This window comes from Pseudoxanthomonas broegbernensis, from assembly GCF_014202435.1.
In the GTDB taxonomy this organism is placed as follows: Bacteria; Pseudomonadota; Gammaproteobacteria; order Xanthomonadales; family Xanthomonadaceae; genus Pseudoxanthomonas; species Pseudoxanthomonas broegbernensis.
Genome location: NZ_JACHGU010000009.1, coordinates 1 through 23111, shown reverse-complemented (window position 1 = coordinate 23111; position 23111 = coordinate 1). Strand labels below are relative to the sequence as shown.

Below are 23111 nucleotides of genomic sequence, written 5' to 3'. Positions count from 1 at the left end.
CGGACACATGACCAGGAGGCCCGCATGAAGCTCCCGCGATCGCTCGCCATCCTCCTGTGCCACGCGGCGCTTGCCGGCGTGGTGGCGCCCGTGGCCTCGCATGCGGCGCAGCCGGCCGAGCCGGCGCCCGCCCCGTACGTCAAGGACCCGCGCTACTGGCCGGCGCCGGTGATGGACACGGTGCCGCCGGCGCTGCCCGACTTCGCCGGCGAGCACGCGGTGCTGATCTTCTCCAAGACCAACGGCTTCCGCGACGACGCGCAGATCCAGGCGGCCAACGCCGCGCTTTCGGCGATGACAGCGGCGAAGGGCTGGGACGGCTTCGTCAGCGAGAACGCCGCGGTGTTCAACCCGCAGGCGCTGGCCAGGTTCGACGTCGTCGTCCTCAACAGCACCAGCGGCAACCTCTTCTCCGCCGACCAGCGCCAGGCGTTCCGCCGATGGATCGAGCAGGGCGGCGGGCTGGTGGCGCTGCACGGCGCCGGCGGCGACCCCCGCTACGACTGGGAATGGTACGTGGAGACCGTGCTCGGGGCGCAGTTCATCGGCCACACTTCCAAACCGAAACAGTTCCAGGACGCCGTGGTGCTGGTCGGCGACCGCGCGCACCCGGCGATGCGCGCATTGCCGGAACGCTGGCGGCGGCGGGACGAGTGGTACGCGTTCGACCGGGTTCCCTCCGGCCACGGCACCCGGGTCCTGGCGCGCCTGGACGAGGACAGCTACGCACCGGCGCCCGAGCAACGCATGGGCGACCATCCCATCGTGTGGACGCGCTGCATCGGGCAGGGCCGGGTCTTCTATTCCGCGCTCGGCCACGAGGCGCGGACCTACGCCGAGCCGTTGCACCTGCAGATGATCGACGGCGCGTTGTCCTGGGCGGCCAAGGCACGGCGCCATGGCTGCTCACAGCTCGAGGACTCACCATGACCAAGCATCGCATGACCCAGTTGACGGCCCTGGCGCTCCTGGCCGGGCTTGCATCCACCGGCCACGGCCAGGCGCCGGCCCCGGCCGATGCATCGACCGGCCAGCCGGCCGCAAGCGCCTCGCGCGCCAGCCTCAAGCAGGCCTATGCCGGGGACTTCCTGCTCGGCACCGCGGTCAACACCCGGATCGTCTCCGGCCAGGACGCGGCATCGCAGGCGCTGGTGCCGGCGCACTTCAACGCCATCACCGCCGAGAACGCGATGAAGGCCGAGGTGTTGAACCCGAGGCCGGGCGTGTACGACTTCGCCGATGCCGACGCCTTCGTCGAGTTCGGCCGGAAGCACGGCATGTTCATCGTCGGCCACACCCTGGTCTGGCACAACCAGACCCCGGACTGGTTCTTCGTCCGGGCCGACGGCACGCCGGTGGGCCGCCAGGCCCTGATCGAACGCATGCGCGAATACATCGAGAAGGTCGCCGGCCGCTACGCCGGGCGCATCCACGCCTGGGACGTGGTCAACGAGCAGATCGGCGAGGACGGCCAGTACCGCGATACCAAGTGGGTCGCGGGCATCGGCGACGGCGACGAACTGGTGCGCCAGGCGTTCCGCTTCGCCCACCAATACGCGCCGGACGCCGAGCTGTACTACAACGATTTCAACGCCTGGCGTCCGGAGAAGCGCGACGGCATCGTGCGCATGGTGAAGATGCTGCAGGCCCACGGCATCCGCATCGACGGCATCGGCATGCAGGGCCACTGGGGCCTGAACTACCCATCCACCGGCGACATCGAGGCGGCGATCGACGCGTACGCCGCGCTCGGGGTGAAGGTGATGATCACCGAGCTGGACGTGGACGTGCTGCCGCTGACCCGCGAAGGTCAGATCATCGGCACCGGCATGTCGCACCCGCAGTTCCAGTTGCCGGAGTTCAAGAAGTTCCTCGACCCGTACCGCGACGGCCTGCCGCCCCAGGTGCAGCGGCAGCTCGCCGACCGCTACGCCGAGTTGTTCCGCATCTTCCACGGCCGCCGCGACAAGCTGCACCGCGTCGCCGTCTGGGGCGTGGACGACGGCATGTCGTGGAAGAACGACTACCCGATCCCCGGCCGGACCAACTACACCCTGCTGTTCGACCGCCAGCGCGCACCCAAGCCGGCGCTGGAGGCGGTGCTGGGCGTGCCGGGGGAGTAAGGTCGCCACCGTGCCCGGCACGCGCCGGGCCGCCGCCGGCTCCACCGGCAAGATTACGATGGGAAGGTGAAGCGCGATGCGTCCATCCGCCTCTCTTGGCTGGCTGTTGCCGGCCCTGCTCACGTCCGCCGCCTGCAGCGGCCCCTCGCGCATGGGCCATGCGCCGGCACCCATGCCGCCGCCCGCGCGCCAGGCGGAGGTCGCCGGCGCGGAAGCCGCCTGGCTCGATGGCGCTGGCCGGCCGGCGCGGACCCGGCCGACGTGGGGACCCGGCTGGCGCAGGCCTTCGCCCATGCCGATCCGGCCGGCTCCACGCACTACAAGCTCGCCTGCGCCTGGTACGGGTCGCTGGCCGTGGCCGGCCTGCTGCACGACCGGGCGCTGCTGGACGCCCTGGTCGCGATGTATGCGCCGTACCGGGGCAGCCATGCCGAATTGCTCGCCGGCCCCGGGCACGTGGACGACAACGTGTTCGGCATCGTGCCGCTGGAGATCGCGCGGCAGGCAGGCAGCGCCGACCTGCTCGCCGAAGGCCTGCGCATCGCCGACCACCAGCGCGCGCGCATCGAAGCGCACAAGCGCTTCGCCATCGACGACATGTTCATGATCACCGCGCTGCAGGTGCAGGCCTGGCGCGCCTCCGGCGACCCGGAGTACCTGGATACGGCGGCGGCGGCGATGGTGGAATATCTCCACGCCCTGCAGCAGGACGACGGCCTGTTCTTCCACCACGCCGATTTCCGCCACAAGTGGGCGCGCGGCAACGGCTGGGTCGCGGCCGGCATGACCGAGCTGCTGCGCGAGCTGCCGCCGGACCACATCCACCACGCGGCCATCCGCGCCGGCTACGAGCGGATGATGCGCGGCCTCGTGGCCCGCCAGATCGCCAGCGGCGAGGACACGGGCCTGTGGAAGCAGATCGTCGACTCCGACGACCCGCGCAACTGGGCGGAAACCTCGGGCAGCGCCATGTTCGCCTACGCCCTGATCACCGGCGTGCGCAACGGCTGGCTGGACGCGGGTGCCTATGGACCCGCCGCGCGCGCCGGCTGGCTCGCGCTGGCCGGGCGGCTCACGCCGGACGGCGAACTGCGCGACGTGAGCATGTGGGCCTACAAGCCCGGCTCCCATCCCGGCGGGCCGGACCATGCGGGCGACGAGGAGAACTACTACTTCCAGCGCCCGCGCCTGACCGGCGACCAGCACGGGCAGGCGCCGATGCTGTGGGCCGCGGCGGCGTTGCTGCGCTAGGGCCGGGCAGCCGTCCTGCCGCACGGCCTGGAGAGGCCATGCCCGGCTCGTCAGGCGGCCTGGACTTTCCTCAACGAGGGATAGTCGGTATAGCCCTTGGACGTGCCGCCGAAATAGCTGGCGCGATCCGCCTCGTTCATGGGCGCACCGGTCTTCAGCCGGGCGACGAAGTCCGGATTCGCCAGCACCATCTGGCCATAGGCTTCCAGGTCGGCCAGCCCCGACGCCACGTCGGTGCCGATGTCCGCGCGCGGGCGTCCCGGCCGGTTCAGGACCAGCATTCCCTTCCAAAGCTTGCGGATGTCGGCCAGCAGCGATTCGTCGCCGTTGTGCACGACGTGCGCGTAGGCCAGCCCCAGCCCGTCCAGTTCGGCGACCAGATGGCGGTACAGGCCGGGGCCCTCGGCGCCTTCGTCGATGCCCCACAGCGTCGTCCCGGGCGACAGGCGGATCGCCGTCCGCTCCGCGCCGATCTCGCCGGCGATGGCGGCGGCGACCTCGATGGCGAGGCGGGCGCGGTTCTCGATGGAGCCGCCATACGCGTCGGTGCGCGCATTGGCGCTGGGTGCGAAGAACTGCTGGATCAGGTAGGCGTTCGCACCATGGATCTCCACGCCGTCGGCACCGGCCTCGATCGCCCGGCGTGCCGCATGGCGGAAGTCCTGGACGGTCTGGCGCACCTCCGCGGTGGCCAGGGCGCGCGGCACGGGGATGTCCTGCATCCCCGAGGCGGTGAACATGCCCGCGCCCGGTGCGATGGCCGAAGGCGCGACGCCCGGGCGCCGGTGCGGGGTGTTGTCCGGGTGCGACATGCGCCCGGCGTGCATGAGCTGGACGAACACATGGCCGCCCTTGGCATGCACGGCATCGGTGATCCTCCTCCAGCCGGCGACGTGCGCATCGGTGTAGATGCCCGGCGTGGCGAGGTAGCCCTGTCCGTCGGCGGAGGGCTGGGTGCCTTCGGTGACGATCAGGCCGACGCTGGCGCGCTGGGCGTAGTACTCGGCGGCCGGCTCGCCCGGGGTGCCGTCGAACTGCGCCCGGGAACGGGTCATCGGCGCCATGACCAGGCGGTTCTGCAGAGTGTGCCGGCCGAGGCGGACAGGATCGAACAGTCTATTCACGATGGTTTCCTTCGGTAGCGGAGCGGCGGGTCCGAGGCGGCCATGGGGACCGGTTGCGGTGGGGTCGCTCGGGGGTTTCCTGGCGCCGGCCTCTGCCTCTCTGGGGGAGGCATCATCATCGTGCGCTCCCGCGCCAGGATAAAGATGGTAATTTGCATAACATTGATCCATGCATGGAGCAATCGCGGTGCACGCGCTCAACGACATCGCCCTGTTCGTGGAGGTGGTCAAGGCCCAGGGCTTTCGCAAGGCGGCCGACGCGATGGGGATGCCGAACTCCACCTTGTCGCGGCGGATCGGCGCGCTGGAAAAGGAGATCGGGCTGCGCCTGCTGCATCGCACGACGCGCAAGATCGAACTGACCGAAGCCGGCCGGATCTATTTCGAGCGGTGCAGGCGCATCGTCGACGAGGCCCGGCTGGCACACGAGCAACTCGGCCAGATGCTCGAGCAGCCCAGCGGCGTGCTGCGCGCTTCGGCGCCGGTGGACTTCGCGACCACCTACCTGGCGCCGTTGATCGCCGAGTTCGCCGGCCTCTATCCCGGCATTGACTTCGATCTCGACCTCGCCCCGAGACGGGTCGATCTCGTCAGCGAGCCGTTCGACGTGGCGATCCGCCTGGGGGAATCCAGGGACTCGCAACTCATCGCGCGCAAGCTGACCTCGCTCGCGCCGCGCCTCTATGCCTCGCCCGGCTACCTGGAGCGATCGGGCGAGCCGGTCAGGCCCGCCGACCTGGAAAGACACGCGTGCCTGACCGTCCTGAAGGCGGACACCTGGACGTTGCACGACGGCAGGCGCAGTGTCGCGGTGCCGGTGGGCGGACGGTTCACCCTCAACAACGTCGGCATGATCCGCCGCCTGGCCACGCTCGACATGGGCATCCTCCTGCTGCAGGAGGAGGTCGTCGCCGACGAGCTTTCCAGCGGGAAGCTGCGCAGGATCATGCCCGCATGGCAAGGCACGCCGATGCCGGTCTACGCCATGACCGAAACCCGGCTGCTGCCGGCGAAGACGCAGCGCTTCATCGAGTTCCTCAGCGCGCGGCTTGCGCGGAAGTGACGATGCGGCCCCGGTGGGCGCGCCGTCCGCCGCAGGCCGCCTAGGCGATCGCCAGGTCCAGCAGCAGCACCCCGCCCAGGCCGATGATCGAGATGGTGGTCTCCATCACCGTCCACGACACGAAGGTCTGCTTCATCGACAGGTTGAAGAACTCCTTGAACATCCAGAACGCGGAGTCGTTGACGTGCGAGCCGAACACGCTGCCGGCGCCCACGGCCAGCACCATCAGTTCGGGCGAGGCGCCGGTAGTGGCGATCAGCGGGCCGACCACGCCGGCGGCGGTGATGACCGCCACGGTGGACGAGCCGATCATCACCCGCAGCAGGGCGGTGGCCAGCCAGGCGAAGATCAGCGGCGGCATGTGCCAGGCCTCGCTCAGGGCGGCGATATGTGCGCCCACGCCACTGTCCACCAGCACCTGCTTGAACACCCCGCCGGCGGTGATGATCAGCACGATCACCGCGATGCCGGAGATGGCGGCGTTGAGCCAGCGCGTCTGCGTCCCCAGGTCCACCCCGCGACGATGCGCGAGCCAGTAGAACGCCATCAGGGTGGACAGCAGCAACGCCACGGTGGGGTTGCCCAGGAACAGCAGCGCGCTGCGCAGCGCGCCCTCGGGCATCAGCCCGTCCGCCAGCACCGACAGCCCGATCAGCAGCACCGGCGACAGCGCGATCAGGAACGAGGCCGACGTGCCCGGGAGTTCCTTGTGCTCGGTGCTGGAGGAGAACAGGTCCAGCATCGGCGGGTTGATGCCCTGCATGCGCCGACCGAGGAACGGCCCGGCGATGATCACCGCGGGGATGGCCATGAGGATGCCGTACACCAGGGTCATGCCCATGTCCGCGCCGAACGCGTTGACCAGGATCACCGGGCCCGGGTGCGGTGGCAGGAAGCAGTGGGTGGTGCTGAGCGAGGCGACCGTGGGGATGGCCAGGTACAGGATCGGCAGCCCCGTCCTGCGCGCCAGCGAGAAGATCAGCGGCACCAGGATGATGAAGCCGGCGTTGAAGTAGAGCGGGATGCCGACCAGGAAGCCGGTGAGCAGCAGCGCCCACTGGATGTTCCTCTCGCCGAAGCGCGCGATCAGGACGTTGGCGATCTTCTGCGCGGCGCCGCTTTCCTCCAGCACCTTGCCCAGGATCGCGCCCAGCACGATCACCAGGGCCAAGCCGGCCAGGGTACTGCCGACTCCATTGTCGATGGTCTTGAGCAGCTCCTGCGGCGACATGCCCAGCGCCAGCCCCATCGGGATCGCCACGATCAGCAGCGACAGGAACGGACTGAGCTTGCGTGCGGTAAGGAATATCTGCAGCGCGATCGCTGCTGCGATGATCAGGAACATGGTCATGGCGATCGCCCTCCCCGGCGATGGCGTTGCTACTGGTCTGAGTTGGTCGGGGCGAAGCGGGGCCCGCGCGCGGCGGCGGTGGGGACGTGCGGCCCGGGATACGCCCCGGGCCGCGAGCGGCGATGATGCGGAGTCCGGCGCATCAGGACGGGTCTCCCGTGTCTTCGCCCGCAACGCGGCCGTGCGGTCGTGCCAGCGCGTCACGGCCGGCGCGCAGCACCTCGACGATCCGGTCCACGTCGTACACGCAGCCGCCCCAGGCTCCACCGCTGGCCTCCTGCAGCGCGGCCCACAGCCGGGTGTCGGCCGGCAGGCGCGGGTGCGCGGCGATGCCCGGGTGCGGCGCGCGCGCGGCCAGCAGCGCGGCGGCCGTGGCCGCCTGCAGCGGCGCGTCCGGGTCGGTGCCGATGAAGTCGATGCGGCCTTCCAGCCGGGTACGGTCGATCTCGATGCGCACCACGTCGCCGTCGCGCAGGCGCCCGATCGGGCCGCCGGCCAGCGCCTCGGGGCCGACGTGGCCGATGCAGGCGCCGGTGGACACGCCGGAGAAGCGCGCGTCGGTGATCACCGCCACGTGCTTGCCCCAGGGCAGGTGCTTGAGCGCGGAGGTGAGCTGGTAGGTCTCCTCCATGCCGGTACCGGCCGGGCCGCAGCCGGCCAGCACCACGATGTCGCCGGCCACCACCGCGTCGGCGCCCTTGGCCTTGATCGCGCGGATCGCGTCGCGCTCGGTGGCGAACACGCGCGCACGCCCGGTGTGGCGGTATACGTTGTCCGCGTCGACCACGCCGGGATCGATCGAGGTGGCCTTGATCACCGAGCCTTCCGGGGCGAGGTTGCCGCGCGGGAACACCAGGGCGCTGGTCAGCCCCGCCGCGCGCGCGGCATCCGGGCCCATGATGACGTTGTCCGGGTCCACGCCATCCAGTTCGCGCAGGCGTTCGCGGGCGATGCGGCGCGCGTCGCTGCGTTCCCACCAGTCGAGGTTGTCGCCCAGCGCGCGCCCGCTGACGGTGGGCACGTCCAGGTGCAGCAGGCCCATCGCGCGCAGGTGCAGCATCACCTCGGGCACGCCGCCGGCCATGAACACCTGCACGGTGGGATGGTGGCGCGGGCCGTTGGGCAGCGCGTCCACCAGGCGCGGGGTGGCGCGGTTGGCGGCGATCCAGTCCTCGACCGTCGGCCGCTGCACGCCAGCCGCGTGCGCGATGGCCGGCACGTGCAGCAGCAGGTTGGTGGAGCCGCCGAAGGCGGCGTGCACCACCAGCGCGTTCTCCACCGCCTCGCGGGTGAGGATCGCCGACAGCGCCGTGCCCTGCCCGGCCAGGCGCATCAGCGCCAGCGCGGAACGCCGCGCGATGTCCAGCCACGCCGGTTCGCCCGAGGGCGCCAGCGCGCTGTGCGGCAACGCGATGCCCAGCGCCTCGGCGATCACCTGCGAGGTGGCCGCGGTGCCCAGGAACTGGCAGCCGCCGCCGGGCGAGCCGCAAGCCTTGCAGCCCATCTCCGCCGCATGCTGCAGGTCGATCAGGCCATGCGCGAAGCGTGCGCCGATGGTCTGCACCAGCGCGGTGTCCTCGGCGCCGCGCGCCGGCAGGGTGACGCCGCCGGGCACGATGACCCCGGGCAGGTCGGCGCAGCCGGCCAGGGCCAGCATCGTCGCCGGCAGGCCCTTGTCGCAGGTGGCCACCCCCAGCACGCCGCGGCGCGAAGGCAGCGAGCGGATCAGGCGCCGCATGGTCACCGCCGCATCGTTGCGGTACGGCAGACTGTCGAACATGCCGGTGGTGCCCTGGGTGCGGCCGTCGCACGGGTCCGAGCACATCACCGAGAACGGCAGGCCGCCGTGCGCGGCGAAGGTCTCGGCCGCCGCGCGCACCATGCGGTCGATCTCCCAGTGGCCGGTGTGCAGGCCCAGGGCGACCGGCTGCCCGTCCGCCGCGCGCAGCCCGCCCTGGGTGCTGACGATCAGGTAGGGATCGCGCGCCACTTCCGAGGCGCGCCAGCCCATGCCCGCGTTCTGGGTCATGCCGAACAGGTGGCCGCTGGGCGCCTCGCGCAGGGTGCGCGCGTCGATCGGCAGGCTCCCGGACGGGCCCTCGCCGCAGGTGCGGGTGGCGGCCAGCGCCGAGCCGTCGCCGAGGATGGCATCGAGGCCGGGCCCGGGCGCGCTCATCGCCGCGCTCCTTCCGCCCTGCCCATCCCCGCCGCCTCGCGGTCGGGCCTGCGTCCGTCGCCGGCGTTCATCGCACCGGGTTCTCCAGCACCAGGCCGTCGATGCCGATGCGCACCACGTCGCCGGAGCGCAGGGTGAAGTCCTCGCCTGGCACGATGCCGGTGCCGGTGAACAGGAACGCGCCCTGCGGGAACGCCAGTTCCCGGAACAGGTAGTCGGCCAGTTCCTGCAGGCCGCGCTTGATCTGCGAGGTGCGGGTGGCGCCGGAGAACACCGCCGCCCCCGCGCGCTCGATCTCCAGCGAGATCGGCAGGTCGGCCATGGCCGCGGCCGCGCACAGGCGGATGCCGGGACCGAGCGCGCAGGCGCCGTCGTAGACCTTGGCCTGCGGCAGGTACAGCGGATTCTCGCCCTCGATGCTGCGCGAGGAGACGTCGTTGCCGACGGTGTAGCCGCGGATCTGGCCGGCCGTGTCCAGCAGCAGCGCCAGTTCCGGCTCGGGCACGTCCCAGGCGCTGTCGGCGCGCACGCGGATGCCGGCGCCATGGCCGGCCACGCGCCAGCCGCTGGCCTTGAAGAACAGTTCCGGGCGCGGCGCGGCGTAGACCTTCTGGTACACGTCGGCACTCTGCGATTCGGCCTCGCGCGCCATGCGGCTGCTCAGGTAGGTCACGCCGCTGGCCCAGGCCTCCTGCGCGTCCTCGATGGGTGCCAGCAGCGGCGCCTGCGCCGGCTCGCCGCGCGGCAGCGCCTCCAGTTCCGCCCACGCTTGCGCGGCGGGCAGGCCGAGCCAGGCGGACAGGCCGAAGCCGGCCGGCAGGTAGCGGCCGTCCAGCGCCCAGCGGGGTCCGTCGGCGGTGGCGTGGCGGGTGAGGTACGCGGTCATGGCGGGCTCCCGGAGGCGAAGGGATGGGATGGGTGCGGGCTAGCGGGACTCGGCGCCGGCCAGGGCCCGCGCCACCGCCGCCGGCGTGGCGTCGCCGAGGGTGGCATAGGCCCGGCGCAGGGCGTCGGCGAAGCGCGCATCGGCCGACAGCGGCGCGAACACCGCGTCCAGCCGCAGGAAGGCGTCCACGTCGCGCGCGGCATCCGCGTCGGCGGAGTGGTCGATGCCGGCCAGCGTCTCGGCCAGGGGGTCGACCAGCGCCACGTCGCGCCGCGCCTGGCGGCGGACGAAGTGCATCCAGCCGGCCACGGGCAGGCACAGGCGATCGATGGAGCGACCGGCGGCCAGCGCATCGGCGAGGGTGCCGAGCAGGCGCACCGGCAGCTTCTGCGAGCCGTCCCAGGCGATCTGCAGCAGCAGGTGGCGGATGGCGGGGTTGCGGAAGCGCGCCAGGATCGCGTCGACGTAGGCGTCCGGGTCGAAGCCCTGCGGCAGCGCCAGCGAGGGCGCGATGTCCTCGCGCATCAGCCGCTCGACGAAGCCGGCCAGCGCCGGTTCGCGCATGGCGTCGGCCACGGTCTCGATCTCCATCAGCGCGCCGAGGTAGGCCAGGGCCGAGTGCGGCGCGTTGAGCAGGCGCAGCTTGGCCCGGTCGTAGCCGGCGATGTCGCCGCTGAGGGTCACGCCCACCCGCTCCAGGGGCGGGCGGCCGTTGCGGAAGTCGTCCTCCACCACCCACTGGGTATAGGGCTCGCGCTGCACGGGCCAGGCGTCGGCCACGCCCAGGCCCATGGCGACCTGCGCGCGCAGGGCGTCGTCGGTGGCCGGGGTGATGCTGTCCACCATCGAGCGCGGGAAGGCCGCCTCGCGCTCGATCCAGGCGGCCAGTTCCGGGTCCAGCCGGCGCGTGTAGTCCAGCACCGCGCGGCGCAGGCGGCCGCCGTTGTCGGCCAGGTTGTCGCAACTGAGCACGGTGTACGGCGCCAGGCCGCGATCGCGGCGCAGGCGCAGGCCGGCGGCCAGCCAGCCGATGGCGCTGACCGGTACGTCCGGCGTGGCCAGGTCGCGGACGATGTCCGGGTGCGAGGCGTCCACGCCGTCGGCGGACAGGCAATAGCCTTTCTCGGTGATGGTCAGGGTGACCAGGCGCACCTGCGGGTCGGCCAGGCGCTCCAGCACGGCATGGCCCTCGTCGCGCGCGCACAGCACTTCGCGGATCGCGCCGATCACGCGCAACTGCGGGGCCTGGCCCAGCAGCGCCAGGGTGTACAGCCCGTCCTGCGGACGCAGGGCGTCGCGCACGCCGGCGCTGTGCAGGGACACCGCGCTGATCGCCCAGTCCGGATCGGACCCGAGCAGCGCGTCGATGTACGCGGCCTGGTGGGCGCGGTGGAAGGCGCCGGGGCCGAAGTGGACGATGCCGATGCGGGTACCGGCACGGTCGTAGTCCGGCACCGCCACCTCCTGTGGCAGGTCCGCCAGGGTGGCGGCGGACAGGCGGCGGGAGTCGGGAACGGCCGGAGAAATCATCGGAATCCTGCAATCGGTGGCGGTGGAAGCGGCCTGCGCGTCCTCCGCGGAATGGACGGCCCGGGTGGACCGGCTGGAGCGAGGCATCGGCGAAGCCGGCGGCCTGGGAGACCCGCCGGCTTCGCCGCGCCTCTCCCCGGCCCCTCCCCGGAGAGAGGGGAGGGACCGGGGGTGGAACGGGGGATCAATCGTCCTTGGTCGGAATGACGGTGAAGGCGGAGCGCGCGCGGATGTCCGCGCTCGACGCACCCACCTGGACCTCGTAGCGGCCCGGGTCGACCGCGTAGGCGCCGGCGGCCTCGTCGTAGATGCGCAGGTCCTTCTCCGGCACCAGGGTGAAGCTCAGGGTGCGCTCCTCGCCCGGCTGCAGGTGCACGCGCTGGAAGCCGCGCAGTTCCTTCAGCGCGCGCGTGCGCGCCGGCTGCAGCGGGTGCAGGTACACCTGCACCACCTCGTCGCCGGCACGCTTGCCGACGTTGCGCACCTTGACCGATACCTGCAGCGCTTCCTTGGCGCCCACGCGGCTGCGGCCCAGCTTCAGCCCGGAATAGCCGAAGCGGGTGTACGACAGGCCATGGCCGAACGGAAACAGCGGCTCGCCTTCGAAGTAGCGGTAGGTGCGGCCGGCCATGGCGTAGTCGTCGAACGCCGGCAGCGTCTCGTCGGCCTTGTAGAAGGTCACCGGCAGGCGGCCGGCCGGATTGGCGTCGCCGAACAGGACGTCGGCCACCGCATTGCCGCCGCGCTGGCCGGGATACCACGCCACCAGCACGGCCGGCAGGTTCTGCCGGGCCCAGTCCACCGCCAGCGCCGAGCCGGTGGTCAGCACCAGCACCACCGGCTTGCCGGTGGCGTGCAGCGCTTCGAGCAGCTTGCGCTGGGTGGCCGGCAGGCGGGTATCGGTGCGGTCGCCGCCGGCGAAGCCGGGATAGTCGACCTTCATCTCCTCGCCTTCCACGTCGCCGGTCAAGCCGCCGACGAAGACCACCACGTCCGCCCAGCGCGCGGCCTCCAGCGCCGTCTCGAACGGCGGGCGGGCGCCGGGCAGGTCCCAGGCCAGGCGCACGCTGGCGTCGCGCTCGTCCTCGTAGTACTCCAGCCTGACCTCGTAGGCGCGGCCGCCTTCCAGGTCCAGGGTGACGCTGTCGGCGCGCAGGCGCTCGGCGTCCTCCCAGTGGTCCAGCACCAGCCTGCCGTCCAGGTACAGGCGGAAGCCGTCGTTGGCCGCGGCCTCGATCCGGTAGCTGCCCGATACCGGCGGCAGCAACTGGCCGGTCCAGCGGATGCTGAACCCGTCGTTGGGCACGGCGTTGTCCGGGCCGGCCTCGCCCCGCGCCATCAGGTTGTCGGTGGGCGAGCCGCGGTCCCAGCGGAAGCCGATCTGCGCGTCCACCCGCACCAGCACCGGCGTGCCGGACAGGTCCTTGTTGCGGAAGTACTCGCCGCGCAGGCCGCGCTCGGCGGAATCGGCGGACGGGCGCAGGTACTGCGGCTCGACCAGCGGCGTGGCCGATGGGTCGTCGCGGCCCTCGACCAGGTCGGCGCCGCGCGCGTAGACCACCTCCGCGTCCGGCAGCGCCTGGCGGATGCCGGCCAGCACCGTCACCGGCGCGGCCGGGGTGCCGTAGTAGTTGCCCAGCAGGGCCATGGTGTCGTCGGCGGTCGGGCCGATCACCGCGATGCGGCGGGTGTCGCGCGACAGCGGCAGCACGCCGTCGTTCTTCAGCAGCACGATCGATGCCTGCGCCATCTTCCGCGCCAGTGCGTCGTGCCCGGGCGACTGGTTGACCGAGTACGGGATCTGCGCCCAGCGCACCTGCTCGGGCGGGTCGAACATGCCCAGCCTCATGCGCGCGGTGAACAGCCGGGTCGCCGCCGCGTCGACCTCGGCCTCGGGCAGCAGCCCCTTGCGCACCGCCACCGGGATGGAGTCGGCATAGGTGTCGCCGCAATCCAGTTGGGTGCCGTGCTTCACCGCCAGCGCGGCGGCCTCCTCGGGCGTGGCGACGATCTTGTGGTTCTTCCAGATGTCCACGACCGCCCAGCAGTCGGACAGCACGTAGCCCTCGAAGCCCCACTGGCCGCGCAGGATGTCCTGGGTCAGGAACGTGCTGGCGCTGGCCGACTCCCCGTAGACGCGGTTGTAGGCGCCCATCACCGCATACACGTCGGCCTCCTTCACCAGCGTCTCGAATGCCGGCAGGTAGGTCTCCCACAGGTCGCGCCTGGAGGGGTGCGCGTCGAAGGTGTGGCGGTCGGCTTCCGGGCCGCTGTGCACGGCGAAGTGCTTGGCGGTGGCATCGAGCTTGCGGTACTTGGGGTCGTCGCCCTGCAGGCCGCGTACGAAGGACACGCCCATGCGCGCGGTCAGGTACGGGTCCTCGCCGTAGGTCTCCTGGCCGCGGCCCCAGCGCGGGTCGCGGAAGATGTTGATGTTGGGCGACCAGAAGGTCAGGCCCTGGTAGCGGCCGTGCTCGCCGCGGCGCAGGAACTCGTGGTGCTTGGCCCGGGCCTCGTCGCTGATCGCGTTGGCCACCTGGTCCATCAGCGGGACGTCGAACGAGGCGGCCATGCCGATGGCCTGCGGGAACACGGTGGCCGAGCCGGCGCGGGCCACGCCGTGCAGCGCCTCGTTCCACCAGTCGTAGGCCGGCACGCCCAGGCGCTCGATGGCCGGCGAATCGTTCTGCATCTGCGCGGCCTTCTCCTCCAGCGTCATCTGCGCGACCAGCGCGGCGGCGCGGTCCTCGAAGCTGCGCGAGGTATCCAGCCAGGCCCGTTCCGCATCGGCCGCCTGCGCCGGAAGCGCGGCCAGCAGGGCCAGCGCGCACCAGCGGGCCAGCGGTTGGCGGCGGCGCGCCGTGGCCGATCGCGCCGGGTCGATGTTCGCGGGTATCGACTGCATGTTCCGTTCCTCCACGAGGGTCAGTGCCTGGCGCGCTCGTCGCGCGCATACGGGCCGATGGTCGCGCCCACGAAACCGCCGGCGACGTCGGTGCTGAGGAGGGTGGCGTCGTCGTCGCGCACCAGCCATTGCCAGCCCTCGCCGTCGGCATCGAAACCGAACGAATACGCGCCCTCGTCGCCGGCGATCCGCAGCTTCAGGTCGCGGCCCGCGGGCACGACGACGCTGCGGCTGGCCACCACGGCGGCCGGGGCGTCGCCGCCGCGCTTTTCGAGGAACAGCTCCGCCTCCGCACCCACCCGGCGCACGCCGAGGAAGTACCAGTGGGCCTCGTTCTGGAACGCGGCCAGCCCGGCGGCGCTGCCGGCGGCCGGCAGTTCCAGCGCGGCGCTGGCCTCGAACACCAGGTGCTGCTGGCGGCGCGCCAGGAACGAGGGGTTGCGCAGCGTGTCCAGGCCCTCGGCCAGCGGACGGAGGGTCAGCCTGCCCGCCTGCGCGGACAGGTCCGCCCACGGCTGCCTGGGCACGCGCACAAACATCCACTCCTTGCCCAGCTCCGGCGCGTCGAAGTCGTCGCGCCAGGTGAAGTTGCCGGTGGACGGGGCCTGCTCGGCCGGCCGCTTCATGAAGGAGGGCCCGGGCAACACGTAGGGAATGGCCTGCCCGGGCGGCAGGATGCTCGGCCAGCCGTCGTCCCAGGTCACCGGCAGCAGGAAGGTCTCGCGGCCGGTGTTGTAGTGGTCCACGCCGTAGTTGCGGCTGGCCAGGAACAGCGCCCACCAGCTTCCGTCCGGGCCCTGCACCAGGTCGGCGTGGCCGGCATTGGTCACCGGCAGCGCGCGTGCCGGGTCGAGGTCGCGCTGGGTCAGGACCGGGTTGCGCGCATGCGGAACGTACGGGCCCCAGACCTGGCGGCTGCGCAGCACCACCTGCGAGTGCTGCGGCCCGGTGCCGCCCTCGGCGTTGGACAGGTAGTACCAGCCGTCGACCTTGTACAGGTGCGGGCCCTCGATCCAGATCGGGTTCTCCTCCGGCTTCACGCCGCCGTCGACCAGCACCTTGCGCGGGCCGAACGGCTCGCCCTTGGCGATGTCGATCTCCTGCAGCCAGATCGCGCGGTGGCCGTCGTAGCGCGGCACGCCCTGCGGCTCGTCGTTGTTGAGGATGTAGACCCTGCCGTCGTCGTCGAAGAACAGCGACGGGTCGATGCCGCCGATGCCCGGCAGCCACACCGGGTCGGACCACGGGCCGGCCGGGTCGGTGGCGGTGGCGATGAAGTTGCCGCCGCTGTCCACCGCGGTGTTGGCCACGTAGAAGGTGCCGCCGCGGTATTCGATCGCCGGGGCGAACACGCCGCGCGAGACACGCAGCCCGTCGAAGTCCAGTTGCGAGGGCCGGTCGATCACGTTGCCCACCTGCTTCCAGTGGACCAGGTCCTCGCTCTCGAACACCGGGATGCCCGGGAAGTAGGTGAAGGTGGAGTTCACCATGTAGAACTTGCCGCGCGCGGCCACCACGCTGGGGTCGGAATGGAAGCCGGCCAGGACCGGGTTGCGGAAGCTGCCCGGAGGCAGCTCCGCCTCGAAGGCGCGGTCGCGGCCGGTGTACTCGAACCAGTCGAAGCTGGCGGCCGCCGCGGCATCGGCCGTATCGGCCGGCGCGGTGCCCTGCTGCCCGTCCCCGCCGGCGCAGGCGGCCAGCAGCAGCGATGCCAGCAACGGCCCCAGGATGCCCCATCGCGGCGCGCGCGCGGGGCCGGCCCGCGGCGAAGGCGCGGGTGCGGCGTCTTCGCTTCCGCGGCCGCGCGGGAACGACGGGGCCGGCATGCTCGGGCGCGCCATGCTGTCCTTCCTCACCAGTTCCACATCGCGCCGTCTTCCAGGCGCGCGATGGGCAGTTGCTTGGGCGCGTACGGATACCTGGCCGCCAGCTTCTCGTCGATGTCCACGCCGATGCCCGGGGTGTCGCCCACGTGCAGGCGGCCGGCACGCAGCACGTAGTCGTGCGGGAACACCGCATCGGTCTCCTCGGTGTGGAACATGTACTCCTGGATGCCGAAGTTCGGCACCCAGGTATCGAAGTGCAGGGCCGCGCCCATGGTCACCGGCGACAGGTCGGTGGCGCCGTGGAAGCCGGTGCGCACCTGGTACAGGGCGGCGAAGTCGGCCAGCCGGCGCAGGTGGGTGATGCCGCCGCCGTGGACGATGGTGGCGCGGATGTAGTCGATGAGCTGGTTCTCGATGAGGTACTTGCAGTCCCAGATCGAGTTGAACACCTCGCCCACCGCCAGCGCGGTGACCGAGTGCTTGCGGATCAGCTCGAACGAGGCCTGGTTCTCGGCCGGGGTGGCGTCCTCCAGCCAGAACAGGCGGTACGGCTCCAGGCTCCGGGCCAGGCGCGCGGCCTCGATGGGCGTGAGCCGGTGGTGCACGTCGTGCAGCAGCTCCACGTCATTGCCGTGGTCGGCGCGCAGTTGCTCGAACAGCCGGGGCACCGTCTCCAGGTAGCGCGGCGTGTTCCACACCGTCTCCAGCGGCAGCTCGCTCTCGGCCGGCTCGTAGCCCTTGGCGTTGGAGATGCCGTAGGCCTTCTTCACCCCCGGCACGCCGCACTGCGCGCGCACGGCCAGGAAGCCCTGCTCGATGAACTTGCCGACCGCATCGCTGGCCTCGGCGATGTCGCGGCCGTTGGCGTGGCCGTAGACCAGCGCGCCCTCGCGCGAGCGCCCGCCCAGCAACTGGTAGACCGGCAGCCCGGCCATCTTGCCGAGGATGTCCCACAGGGCCACGTCGACCGCGGCGATCGCGCTCATGGTCACCGGCCCGCGGCGCCAGTATGCGCCGCGGTAGAGGAACTGCCAGATGTCCTCGATGCGGCCGGCGTCGCGCCCGATCAGGTTGGGCACCACGTGGTCCTGCAGGTAGGAGGCCACCGCCAGCTCGCGGCCGTTGAGGGTGGCGTCGCCCAGGCCGTACACGCCCGAGCGGGTGGTGATCTTCAAGGTAACGAAGTTGCGGCCCGGGCAGGTGACGATGACCCTGGCCTCGACGATCTCGCGATCGCCGCTGGAGCCGTGGACGGTGGTTTCGGTGGGGGCTGCTTGGGCGTTCATCGTGCGTGGTCGTCGTAGGGCATGGGGGAAAGGGGGATCTGGAACGGGCCGGCGGGCATGCCGGGGCCGTCGCCGTTGGCGTCGAAGAGCGTGCAGGTGGGGCTATCGCCCCAGCAGTAGCGCACACGGGTGGCCTGATGCGCGTCGGGCGCCTGCAGGGTGACGCGGTTGTGCCAGACCTGCGCCTGGGCGTAGTGGCAGGAGCCGGCCGCCTCGCCGCAAAGCTCGAAGCCGATCGGCCCCGGTGCGCCATAGGCCACCAGTGCGCCCTCCACGTCGCCGAAGGACACCACCACCGCCTCGCCGTTGCGGCCGGCGGCCAGCGGGACCGGCCCCGAGGCCGGCAGCGCCTGGCCGTACGCCACGTGCCGCGCCGCGCGCGCCAGGCGGCGCCCGAGTTCCTGCTTGTTGGTGGGGTGGATGTCGTAGGCGTCGCCGATGTCGATCGCCACCACCAGCCCGGTATCGGAATCCTCCGTGGCCACCTGGCGCTGGGCCTCGCGAAGCTGCGCCCAGCCACTCTCGGTCGGCGCGGACGGACGGGCGCCGTAGTTGGCCAGTTGCACCACCAGCAGCGGCAGACCGGCGCCGAAGCGCTCGCGCCAGTCGCGGCGCAAAGTGCGCAGCAGGTCGGCGTAGAGTTCCGGCTCGCCGGTGTTGGATTCGCCCTGGTACCACAGCGCGCCGCGCAGGCCGTAGCGCCCCAGCGGGGCGATCATGCCGTTGTACAGCGTGGACAGGCCGGCCGCGCTCTGCCACGGCGCGCGCGGCGGCGAGCCGACCTCGGCCGGCACGATGCGGTACTGCCACTGCGCCTCCAGCGGCACGCTGCTGCCGTCGGCCAGGTGCAGCGCATGCTGCGAGGCCGGGCCCGACAGGCCGCCGTCGCGGTAGGTGTCCAGCACGTTGACCACGACCTCGTTGCGGCCCTCGCGCAGCAGGCCGGCCGGCAGCCGGTACTCGCGCCCGCCGCCGGCGCCGTAGGTGCTGCCCACGCCCTGCCCGTTCACCCAGGTCATGTCGATCTCGTCGGCCGGGCCCAGCGCCAGCACGGCGCCCTGCGCCGCCTGCGCGGCGCTCAGGGTCACGCCGGTGCGATACCAGACCATGCCGTCGAACGCGGCCAGTTCCGGCACGCCCCAGCGTTCCCAGGCGCCCAGTTGCTCCGGTGCGGCGCGCCACTGCGAGCCCTGGTCCGCGTCCCACGGGGTGTCGCCGGCGGCGACGGCAGGACGGCCGGACCACCAGCGCTGCCAGAACCGGCCCCAGTCGCCGACCGCGTCCATCGGCTCGGCGGCATAGCGTTCCAGGATGTCCAGCTCGCCCGCGTAGCGGCCCAGCGTGCGCAGCGCCGGGGCGCCGATCCAGGCCTCGATCCGCGAGCCGCCCCATGCGGCGTTGATCAGGCCCATCGGCACGTCCACGGTCTTCTGCAGTTCGCGCGCGAAGAAGTAGCAGGCGGCGGAGAAGTCGCGCACCGATTCGGGATCGACCGCCCGCCACTGCACCGGCGTGGAGAAGGTGGCCTGGGGAGCGACGCCGGACACCTGCGGCACCGCGAGCAGGCGGATGCGGTCGTTGCCGGCGCCGGCGATCTCCGCGCGCGCGTCCAGCGAGCGCCATACCTGCAGTTCCATGTTCGACTGGCCCGAGCACAGCCACACGTCGCCGACCAGCACGTCGGCCACCGTCTGCCTGGCCTGGCCGGCGGCGGCGCTGAGGGTGTAGGGGCCGCCGGCCTTCAGCGCCGGCAACGTCGCCTCCCAGCGGCCGTCGCCGTCGGCGCGCGCGCTGGCGCGCTTGCCGGCGAGTTCGACCTGCACGGTCTGGCCCGGCGGCGCCAGGCCCCACACGCGCAACGGCTGGTCGCGCTGCAGCACCGCGTGGTCCTGGAACAAGGCGTGCAGCAGCGGTGCGGTCCCGGCCGCCTGCGCGGCGACGGCCGGCGGCAGCCACGGCGCGGCGGCCATCAGCACCAGGGCCAGGCGGCGTGAGAAGCGCGAGGCGCTCTTGGACGATGCGTGGCTCATTTCCCATCTCCCGGCGCGAACGGAAACTGCAGCGACTCGTAGTATTCCAGCGTGTGCGGCGGCGGCGCCTCGCCCTTGGGCAGCGGCCGCTTCGAGAAGGTCTGGAAGTAGGCGATGCTGGCGTCGCGCCACCACTGCGCTTCCTTCTCCTGGATCGCCAGGAACACCGCGACCTGGCGGTGGCGTTCGGCGTCGACCTGGCCGGCCAGGCCGTCCCAGGTGCGGCGCATCGACTTCACGTAGTCCACGCCGCGGCCGTAGCGCAGCACCAGCTCGTCCCACAGCGTGCGGCCCGATGCCATGCGGTGGTCCCAGGGCACGTGGTGGAACCACAGCAGGAACTCCTCGGGCACCGTGGCGAGGTCGCCGAACTGCCGCGCCACCGGGGCCGCGTACTGCGCCACCGCATCGCTGCCGCCGGCACTGCGGTCGAAGCCGATGCCGTTGCGGTCGGCACGGTGGTAGTACACCGAGGTCCAGTCCGCGCGCGGGCCGCCGGCCACCCACGGGCCCGGCCCGTAGTGGTGGCCGCGGCCCATCAGATGGTGCAGCCCCAGCGGGGTCATGTAGTCCACCACCGCCTCGCGCGAGCCCATCATCATGTCCACCACCGGCGCGACGAAGGCCGGGTCGGTGGAGAAGGTCATCCGCACCCAGTCCTGCGCGATCTCGCGCGAGCCGGCGTCCGGGTCCCAGGCCAGGCGCCCGTAGGCGTACCAGTTGGCCTGGTCGAAGTGCGAGCCGCTCCAGTTGCGGTCCACGCCGATGTTGGCCACCCCGGCCATGCCGGTCAGCGCGTGTCCCTCCAGGGTGCCGTCCACCACCTTGGCCACGGTCGAGCCCGGCCCGCGCGCATGGGTGTCGGCCCGCAGCGCTTCCTCGTACATCGGCGCCAGGTAGGCCAGGTGGGTGGCGAAGCCCAGGTACTCCTTGGTGATCTGGAACTCCATCATCAGCGGCGTCTTCGGCATCGCGCCGAACAGCGGATGGAAGGGTTCGCGCGGCTGGAAATCGATCGCGCCGTTCTTCACCTGCACCAGCACGTTGTCGGCGAACGTGCCGTCGTAGGGCACGAACTCGGTGTACGCCTGCTTGGCGCGGTCGTCCGGCTCCTCGTGCGAGTAGACGAAGGCGCGCCACATCACGATGCCGCCGTGCGGGGCCACCGCTTCGGCCAGCATGTTGGCGCCGTCGGCGTGCGAGCGGCCGTAGTCCTGCGGGCCGGGCTGCCCCTCGGAATTGGCCTTGACCAGGAAGCCGCCGAAGTCGGGGATCAGCGCGTAGATCTCGTCGGCCTTGGCCTTCCACCAGCGGCGCACCGCCGGATCCAGCGGGTCGGCGGTCTTCAGGCCGCCGATCTCGATGGGGGCGCTGAAGCGGGCGCTGAGGTACACCTTGATGCCGTAGGGACGGAACACGCCGGCCAGTGCGCGGGTCTTGTCCAGGTACATCGGCGTCAGCGCCTGGGCGCTGGTGTTGACGTTGTTGAGCACCGTGCCGTTGATGCCGATGGAGGCGTTGGCGCGGGCGTAGTCGGTATAGCGCGGGTCCAACCAGTCCGGCAGCCGGTGCCAGTCCCAGATCGACTCGCCGGCATAGCCGCGCTCGACATGGCGGTCCAGGTTGTCCCAGTGGTTGAGGACGCGGATCTTGACCTTCGGGGACTCGCGCAGGTCAAGAGAAGACAGGGATTGTCCCGTCTGCGCCAGGCGCAGGAAATGGAAGGCGCCGTACAGGACGCCGATGTCCTGGTTGGCGGCGATCACCGTGGCCGCATGTCCACCGATGCGCACGCTGCGGATCAGGTAACCCTCCTCGCCCAGCCCGGCCAGGTCCAGCTCCAGGCCGGCCACCAGCGGCGAGGATGCCGGCGTGCCCAGCACCAGGGCGCCATCGCGGTCGACCTTCTCGATCAGCGCCGGGCGCGTGCCCAGCAGGCCGCCCAGCCCGCGCAGCAATTCGTCGCGGGCCGCGCCCTGGGCGGGCGTGGACGCGGGCGCGGCAAGCGCCGGCACCGCAGCGGCGGCGCTGTGCGCCTGGTCGAGCGGGCGATAGCGCAGCCATACGTCGTAGCCGTCCTCGGCCAGCGCGGACGGCGACGCCAGCAGCGCCACCGGCAGCATCGCCAGCGCGGCGGCGGCGGCGATGCAACGGCACCACATGCCGCGCCCGGCCCCGGCGCGGCCGCCGTTTCCAGCGGTGCGACCGGCGGCGGCGGGTTCGCCGATGGTGGAAGTTATCGATATCATGCTTGCCTCTCGTATGCCTTTCCCGGAGCCGCTTTCCGGGTGTTCATCAGCGGCGTGGGCGGCCAGAATCCATCCGTCGCGGTCCTCGAACCGCCGCCGGTCAACCGGAGAAAACCATCTTGGGGACCACCACCAAGTCGGCGCGACGCAAGAGCCGCGCGATCACGATTCACGAGGTCGCCGCCCTTGCCCAGGTGTCGCCGATGACGGTGTCGCGCGTGATCAACGGCAACGCCAACGTGCGCGAAAGCACCCGCGAGCAGGTCATGCGCGCGGTGCAGGAGCTGGACTACACCCCCAACCTGGCCGCGCGCTCGCTGGCCGCCGCGCAAGGCACCCGGATCGCGCTGATCTACACCAACCCGTCCGGCGCCTACCTCAGCGAGCTGCTGGTCGGTGCGCTGCGCGGCGCGGCGCGCACCGCGGTGCAACTGGTGGTCGACAGTTGGGACGGCCTCAACGCCGAGGCCGAGCGCAACGCCGCCCGCGCGCTGGCGCGCAGCGTGGCCGGCGTGCTGCTGCCGCCGCCGTTGTGCGAATCGCGCGCGGTGATTTCCGAACTGGTCGGCGCCGGCGTGCCGGTGGTGGCCCTGGCCTCGGCGCACTTCGGCGACGACATCTCGCACGTGCGCATCGACGATTTCCGCGCCAGCAAGGAAATGACCGAACACCTGCTCGCGCTCGGCCACACCCGCATCGGCTACATCAAGGGACATCCCAACCAGACCGCCAGCGGACGCCGCTACGAGGGATTCCAGGCGGCGCTGGCCGAGGCTGGCATCGCCCTGGAAAGCGGCCTGGTCCAGCAGGGCCACTTCACCTACCGCTCCGGCCTGGACGCGGCCGAGAAGCTGCTGGCGCGCAAGAAACCGCCCACCGCGATCTTCGCCAGCAACGACGACATGGCCGCCGCGGCCGTCTCGGTGGCGCACCGCCACGGGCTGGAAGTCCCGCGCGACCTGTCGGTGGTCGGCTACGACGACACCTCCGCGGCGACCACGGTATGGCCCGAGCTGACCACCATCCGCCAGCCCATCGCCTCCATGTCCGACTCGGCCATGGACATCCTGCTGCGCAGCATCCGCCGCAAGGAGAAGGACGTGCGCACGGTGGTCGACCACGTGGTCACCCACCAGCTCATCCAGCGCGCCTCGGTCGCCCCGCCCGCCGCAGCCGGTGGCTGAGCGCGGGTGCGGTCGCCACGCCAGGGCCATGCTCACCCCTCCATCTGTTCGAGCTTGATGCCCTTGGTCTCGCGCACGAAGCGCAGGACGAAGAACACCGACACCACCGCCGCCACCAGGTACAGGG

Annotated in this window: 15 protein-coding genes; 5 read left to right on the top strand and 10 right to left on the bottom strand. The window is 71.8% G+C overall.

The annotated features are described in order from the left end of the window. Window positions 1–24: 24 nt before the first annotated feature. The 3 genes from HNR76_RS13705 (at window position 25) to HNR76_RS13695 (ending at window position 3374) form a co-directional block, all read left to right on the top strand. On the top strand, window positions 25–930 hold the full coding sequence (locus tag HNR76_RS13705; RefSeq protein ID WP_162311810.1) for a ThuA domain-containing protein: 906 nt from the start codon (window positions 25–27) through the stop codon (window positions 928–930). Further along, entirely contained in the window at window positions 927–2123 is a 1197-nt protein-coding gene (locus HNR76_RS13700; RefSeq protein WP_211373185.1) for an endo-1,4-beta-xylanase, read from the top strand. The genes HNR76_RS13705 and HNR76_RS13700 overlap by 4 nt, the downstream gene beginning before the upstream one ends. Window positions 2124–2384: 261 nt before the next feature. Continuing rightward, window positions 2385–3374: a glycoside hydrolase family 88/105 protein gene (locus tag HNR76_RS13695; protein WP_162311809.1), complete on the top strand. Its 990-nt coding sequence runs from the start codon at window positions 2385–2387 to the stop codon at window positions 3372–3374. A gap of 50 nt (window positions 3375–3424) precedes the next feature. Here the strand turns inward: HNR76_RS13695 and HNR76_RS13690 are convergent, their stop codons facing one another. Then, the gene (locus HNR76_RS13690; protein ID WP_162311808.1) at window positions 3425–4498 is read right to left on the bottom strand and encodes an alkene reductase; all 1074 of its coding nucleotides are present in this window, start codon (window positions 4496–4498) and stop codon (window positions 3425–3427) included. 187 nt (window positions 4499–4685) lie between these two features. Between HNR76_RS13690 and HNR76_RS13685 the strand changes: the two genes are divergently transcribed. Then, complete coding sequence (locus tag HNR76_RS13685; RefSeq protein ID WP_249065690.1) at window positions 4686–5561, top strand: LysR family transcriptional regulator; 876 nt, start codon at window positions 4686–4688, stop codon at window positions 5559–5561. A 40-nt stretch (window positions 5562–5601) separates the two neighbouring features. Here the strand turns inward: HNR76_RS13685 and HNR76_RS13680 are convergent, their stop codons facing one another. The 9 genes from HNR76_RS13680 to HNR76_RS13640 form a co-directional block, all read right to left on the bottom strand. Continuing rightward, window positions 5602–6912, bottom strand: coding sequence for a GntT/GntP/DsdX family permease (locus HNR76_RS13680; protein ID WP_162311806.1), 1311 nt, complete (start codon window positions 6910–6912; stop codon window positions 5602–5604). A gap of 142 nt (window positions 6913–7054) precedes the next feature. Further along, on the bottom strand, window positions 7055–9088 hold the full coding sequence (locus HNR76_RS13675) for a YjhG/YagF family D-xylonate dehydratase (protein ID WP_162311805.1): 2034 nt from the start codon (window positions 9086–9088) through the stop codon (window positions 7055–7057). A gap of 67 nt (window positions 9089–9155) precedes the next feature. Beyond that, entirely contained in the window at window positions 9156–9974 is an 819-nt protein-coding gene (locus tag HNR76_RS13670) for a fumarylacetoacetate hydrolase family protein (RefSeq protein ID WP_162311804.1), read from the bottom strand. Between the two features lie 39 nt (window positions 9975–10013). After that, window positions 10014–11504 (bottom strand): mannitol dehydrogenase family protein, encoded by a 1491-nt coding sequence (locus HNR76_RS13665; RefSeq protein WP_162311803.1) that lies wholly within the window; start codon window positions 11502–11504, stop codon window positions 10014–10016. A gap of 184 nt (window positions 11505–11688) precedes the next feature. Continuing rightward, a complete protein-coding gene (locus tag HNR76_RS13660; protein ID WP_162311802.1) occupies window positions 11689–14409 on the bottom strand; it encodes a beta-glucosidase in 2721 nt (906 codons plus the stop codon). A 20-nt stretch (window positions 14410–14429) separates the two neighbouring features. Continuing rightward, a complete protein-coding gene (locus tag HNR76_RS13655; RefSeq protein ID WP_425501820.1) occupies window positions 14430–16139 on the bottom strand; it encodes a glycoside hydrolase family 43 protein in 1710 nt (569 codons plus the stop codon). A 122-nt stretch (window positions 16140–16261) separates the two neighbouring features. After that, window positions 16262–17521 (bottom strand): D-mannonate dehydratase ManD, encoded by a 1260-nt coding sequence (manD, locus tag HNR76_RS13650; protein ID WP_162311801.1) that lies wholly within the window; start codon window positions 17519–17521, stop codon window positions 16262–16264. Continuing rightward, a complete protein-coding gene (locus tag HNR76_RS13645) occupies window positions 17518–19551 on the bottom strand; it encodes a sialate O-acetylesterase (RefSeq protein ID WP_162311800.1) in 2034 nt (677 codons plus the stop codon). Before HNR76_RS13645 ends, manD begins: the two co-directional genes overlap by 4 nt. Then, window positions 19548–21713: an alpha-glucuronidase family glycosyl hydrolase gene (locus HNR76_RS13640; RefSeq protein ID WP_162311860.1), complete on the bottom strand. Its 2166-nt coding sequence runs from the start codon at window positions 21711–21713 to the stop codon at window positions 19548–19550. The genes HNR76_RS13645 and HNR76_RS13640 overlap by 4 nt, the downstream gene beginning before the upstream one ends. A 206-nt stretch (window positions 21714–21919) precedes the next feature. On the opposite strand from HNR76_RS13640, the gene HNR76_RS13635 reads away from it, so the two are divergent. Beyond that, window positions 21920–22984 (top strand): LacI family DNA-binding transcriptional regulator, encoded by a 1065-nt coding sequence (locus HNR76_RS13635; RefSeq protein ID WP_162311799.1) that lies wholly within the window; start codon window positions 21920–21922, stop codon window positions 22982–22984. The last annotated feature ends 127 nt before the right edge of the window (window positions 22985–23111 follow it).

Coding starts and splice junctions, on each gene's coding strand:
- HNR76_RS13705 (WP_162311810.1), top strand. CDS start 25: ATGAAGCTCCCGCGATCGCTCGCCATCCTCCTGTGCCACGCGGCGCTT.
- HNR76_RS13700 (WP_211373185.1), top strand. CDS start 927: ATGACCAAGCATCGCATGACCCAGTTGACGGCCCTGGCGCTCCTGGCC.
- HNR76_RS13680 (WP_162311806.1), bottom strand. CDS start 6,912: ATGACCATGTTCCTGATCATCGCAGCAGCGATCGCGCTGCAGATATTC.
- HNR76_RS13675 (WP_162311805.1), bottom strand. CDS start 9,088: ATGAGCGCGCCCGGGCCCGGCCTCGATGCCATCCTCGGCGACGGCTCG.
- HNR76_RS13670 (WP_162311804.1), bottom strand. CDS start 9,974: ATGACCGCGTACCTCACCCGCCACGCCACCGCCGACGGACCCCGCTGG.
- HNR76_RS13665 (WP_162311803.1), bottom strand. CDS start 11,504: ATGATTTCTCCGGCCGTTCCCGACTCCCGCCGCCTGTCCGCCGCCACC.
- HNR76_RS13660 (WP_162311802.1), bottom strand. CDS start 14,409: ATGCAGTCGATACCCGCGAACATCGACCCGGCGCGATCGGCCACGGCG.
- manD (WP_162311801.1), bottom strand. CDS start 17,521: ATGAACGCCCAAGCAGCCCCCACCGAAACCACCGTCCACGGCTCCAGC.
- HNR76_RS13645 (WP_162311800.1), bottom strand. CDS start 19,551: ATGAGCCACGCATCGTCCAAGAGCGCCTCGCGCTTCTCACGCCGCCTG.
- HNR76_RS13640 (WP_162311860.1), bottom strand. CDS start 21,713: ATGTGGTGCCGTTGCATCGCCGCCGCCGCCGCGCTGGCGATGCTGCCG.